Origin of the sequence: Colwellia sp. BRX10-1 (assembly GCF_014077545.1) — a bacterium.
In the GTDB taxonomy this organism is placed as follows: domain Bacteria; phylum Pseudomonadota; class Gammaproteobacteria; order Enterobacterales; family Alteromonadaceae; genus Colwellia_A.
Window position 1 is genome coordinate 1 of record NZ_JACGWC010000051.1, and the last position, 4,045, is coordinate 4,045.

Consider the following 4,045-nt stretch of genomic DNA (forward strand, 5'->3'; position numbering starts at 1 on the left):
CTGATAACAACTACGTCATGTTGATAACAACTACGTCATGTTGATACCAACTACGTCATGCTGAATTTATTTCAGTATCAGCATGGCGAAATGACAACCTAAAATCGAGCTTTCATGTGTTACACGCATAATGTCTGAGATTGATCTCTTCAGATCACTTTTACTACAAAGACGACATATCTTAATTTTAATAAGTAGTCCGCTTAGCCACCACAGCGGTCGTTCATCATCTAATAATTAAAGCTTACTTTGATAAGTATTGCAGAAGTTAGCTTTTGGTTTTTCTTTAGGTAGACTGTTCGCTCAGGCTGTGTGAAAACACTCAGCTTACAATTTTTATGCAACGCTATGTAAATTCAAAGGTAGTTTGACACCAAACTTACTACAGATTTAAATCTACAGAGTCTTTTGTCGTTGATATTTCCAAATTACGCAAGTTCAAAATAGTTTTCACACAGCCTGCGCTATCAGTTGACCTTAATATTTATGTATTAAAGGTTCGTTAAGCTTTTCTGCCCTTATTGGTTTGTTAGCTGGCATTCATCTGGCAAAAAGTGCCGCTAAATTAATCCCCATAGAAGCGCTGCGCACTGAATGATTTATTCAGTGTTATCGGATAGACAAAGTTATTTACCTACTTCATTCATAAGCTGTTAGTTTTTCATTAACGTCTACATCATTGATCTATATCAACGTATTCCCAAGAAAAATTGAATCCTCAAATAAGAACAACTAGACTAAAAATCAACCTAATAGTGGAAAGCGCTATGTGTAATTTTTTTGGAATTATCTGCTTTTTAACTTGTACTGCTATCCCAGAAGAGTCTTTGATATCACCAGAAAAATGCTTATCTATACAATTTGTAGATATCAATAAGCAAGAAAAAATTCTAATACTAGTGTGACTTTACTCATGGTTTTGATCAGCGCTTTAATTAATTCAACTTAAAAAAGTAATTAAGGAATAACAATGAAATACATTCTATTCACTTTACTTATCGTTTTGTCATTAACGCTATTCAGTTGTGATAAAGGGGTTGATTCCCCACGAGGATTTAGCCTGCCTAAAGGTAATATTGAAACAGGTAAAACAGTTTTCTTAAAGTACCAATGTTTAGCGTGCCACACACTAAAAGGTGTTGAGGACTCAAGTATTGTAAAACAACAAGATATCTCTGTTTCCCTTGGGGGTGAGAAAACTAAAATCATAACTTACGCTGAATTAGTTACTTCAATAATTAATCCATCTCATAAATTCTCCAACCCGCATTCGCCTAAGCTAAGAACACCTGAAGGAAAATCAAAGATGAAGGTCTTTAACGATGTTATGACCGTGACCGAGCTTATTGATTTGGTGTCCTTTTTACAGCCAAATTACACATTAAAACCTTATCAACAAACCAGATATCCGTATTACCCACACTAATCCTTATGGGAGCTAAAATGAATATTAAATTTTTCGGTGCCACTCGTGAAGTCACGGGTTCTTGCTATTTGGTGCAAGTAAACAACAAAAATATACTTATTGAATGTGGGATGTTTCAGGGCTCTCATGAGCATGAAAAACACAATCACGACCCCTTCCCTTTTGATGTTAGTGAGCTAGATGCGGTGATCGTCAGTCACGCACACCTTGACCACACAGGTCGATTACCCATGCTCATAAAAGAAGGTTTTCATGGTTGTATCTATACTCATAATACCACGGTAGATTTATGTAAAATTATGCTCCTAGACTCAGGCTATATTCACGAAAAGGAAGCCCGCTGGGAAAATAAAAAACGTGAGCGTAAAGGTTTAGCATTAGTAGACCCCCTTTATACGAGAGCAGAAGCGGAGACAACCTGTCAGTATTTTAAAGGACTTACCTATGATGCCGAGTTAGAAGTATGCCAAGGCGTTAAACTAACCCTTAGAGATGCGGGTCATATTATTGGTTCGGCTATTGTTGAATTAGCACTCACTGAAAACGGCGTTAGTAAAAAGATTGTCTTTAGTGGCGATTTAGGCCATAAAAACGCCCCTATTTTACGTGATCCGTTCACGATTAAACATGCTGACTTGGTTATTATGGAAAGTACATATGGTGACAGATTACATCGTAGTTGGCAGGATACTTGGCAAGAAATGGGTAATATTATTGCTAATGCTAAAAGTAGTAAAGGAAACATATTAATTCCTGCTTTTACCGTTGGCAGAACACAAGAGTTACTTTATGAATTTAAGCAACATTTTGAGGAGTGGCAATTAGGCGATTGGCAAATTTTTCTCGATAGTCCTATGGGAATAAAAGCTACTAATGTTTATGCCAAGCACCGCGAAGTTTACGATAAGGAAGCAATTGATGTCCAACTACAAGATAATGGGATATTTAATTTACCTAACTTGCATATGTCAGAAACAACTGAATATTCGATGAAAATAAATCAAATATCTTCAGGCGCCATTATTATAGCGGGTAGCGGCATGTGTACAGGGGGGCGAATTAAACACCATTTCAAACATAATATTTGGCGTGAGAATGCTCATGTGCTTATTGTTGGCTTTCAAGCTAGAGGAACATTAGGTCGATCGCTTGTTGATGGCTGTGAACACATAAAGTTGTGGGGAGAAAAGGTACAAGTTAAAGCAAATATTCACACCGTTGGCGGATTCTCTGCACATGCTGACCAACAAGGCTTACTTGAGTGGTATCAAGGCTTCGAAAACAAACCACCTGTAGTTCTCGTACATGGGGAAGTAGAAGCCATGGATATACTTGCGCAAAAATTAAAACATCAATATCAAGTTGATGTTACGCAAGCAAGCTATAAGCAAAATATTATTATTTAAAATAAAGGAGAAATTAATGTATAAGCATATTTTATTTGCCGCAGAACTTAATGAGACGAAGAGTTATATCGAAGATAAAGTCACGCAACTACAAGAACTCACTCAGGCAAAACTGAGTGTTATTCATGTAGTTGAGCCTATACCAAACGCTTACTATGCTGGTGTATACGGTACTATGCAGGGTTTGGACCCCATAGATAGTATAGGAACTACTAGAGCACTAGCAGAGCGTGCCAAAGAGATACTTCAGCCTTTGGCTAAAAGGTTCAATATTCTAGAGCAAGATTTGCATATACCAATAGGACATATTAGTGGCGAAGTCTTTGCTTTTGCAGAGAAAGAAAACGTTGATTTAATTATCACCGGAAGTCATGGTGTACATGGCTTGCAATTACTACTAGGATCTACCTGTAATGCTATTTTACATGGGGCAAAATGTGATGTCTTAGCCGTGCGTTATCCTGAATGATTATTACCATGCCACCCATGATAATTCTCCGCAGTAATAATGCTCTGAAACAATGCTATCCATTGGTCATTAACAATGCATGTACTTCATCTTGTAAGTCTTTGTATATCGATTTTTATAGATGTTGACTAAATGAGTGAATTTCAGGCAAGCTTTACTTCTCCCCCAAGGTAGCTGTATTTTTCTTGCTGTTTTTGAATGTAGTTAAATTTACGCGCTATTCAAACAAGCTTGAGCATTTGCTTTCCCGTGTGCGCGCTTTAACCCCACGTGCTCAGTAAATTCACACAAATGCTCTGCGGTACCCACCGCACCAGTGAATATACCTTCAAAGTTTGTGGTGAGTTTGAGCCAACTTTCATCGCTGATGTGAAGTCTTGACAGTATATTTGCGGTTTTAGTCTCGATAGCGCCTCGTTTGTCTGCTCTTATTACGCGACCTGTTTCATCTACAAGGGTTAAATAGTCCTTCAAGCTAAAGCGGATACCGGAGGTTTTAGCTTGCTGTTCATTGCCCGTAAAAGGTAATAACGTTGTGGGTTGCTCCCCGATAATGGCTGCTTTGATACGCAGTTGAATACTGGTAAAACTCGATTGCTCAGGTGTTGGGGCAATGCCTGCACGCACTGGATTTAAATCTACATAAGCCATACAAGCAAGTAATGCCCCTTCATCGAGTAGCGCTTGTGATTTAAAGCGTCCTTCCCAAAAGTGCCCCGTGCATTTATCTTCTTTATTGGCTTG

Annotated in this window: 3 protein-coding genes and 1 pseudogene; 3 read left to right on the forward strand and 1 reads right to left on the reverse strand. The window is 38.1% G+C overall.

What is annotated here, in order from left to right:
• Positions 1 to 970 precede the first annotated feature (970 nt).
• From H4J75_RS19335 to H4J75_RS19345, 3 genes are read left to right on the forward strand one after another with little or no spacing between them, the layout of a single operon-like run.
• Positions 971 to 1,426 (forward strand): c-type cytochrome, encoded by a 456-nt coding sequence (locus H4J75_RS19335; protein WP_182215103.1) that lies wholly within the window; start codon positions 971 to 973, stop codon positions 1,424 to 1,426.
• A 17-nt stretch (positions 1,427 to 1,443) separates the two neighbouring features.
• Positions 1,444 to 2,832: an MBL fold metallo-hydrolase RNA specificity domain-containing protein gene (locus tag H4J75_RS19340; protein WP_182215105.1), complete on the forward strand. Its 1,389-nt coding sequence runs from the start codon at positions 1,444 to 1,446 to the stop codon at positions 2,830 to 2,832.
• Between the two features lie 16 nt (positions 2,833 to 2,848).
• The gene (locus tag H4J75_RS19345) at positions 2,849 to 3,301 is read left to right on the forward strand and encodes a universal stress protein (RefSeq protein WP_182215107.1); all 453 of its coding nucleotides are present in this window, start codon (positions 2,849 to 2,851) and stop codon (positions 3,299 to 3,301) included.
• 210 nt (positions 3,302 to 3,511) lie between these two features.
• Here H4J75_RS19345 and H4J75_RS19350 read toward each other — a convergent pair.
• Positions 3,512 to 4,045: pseudogene (locus H4J75_RS19350) on the reverse strand (transposase); the annotation flags it as partial.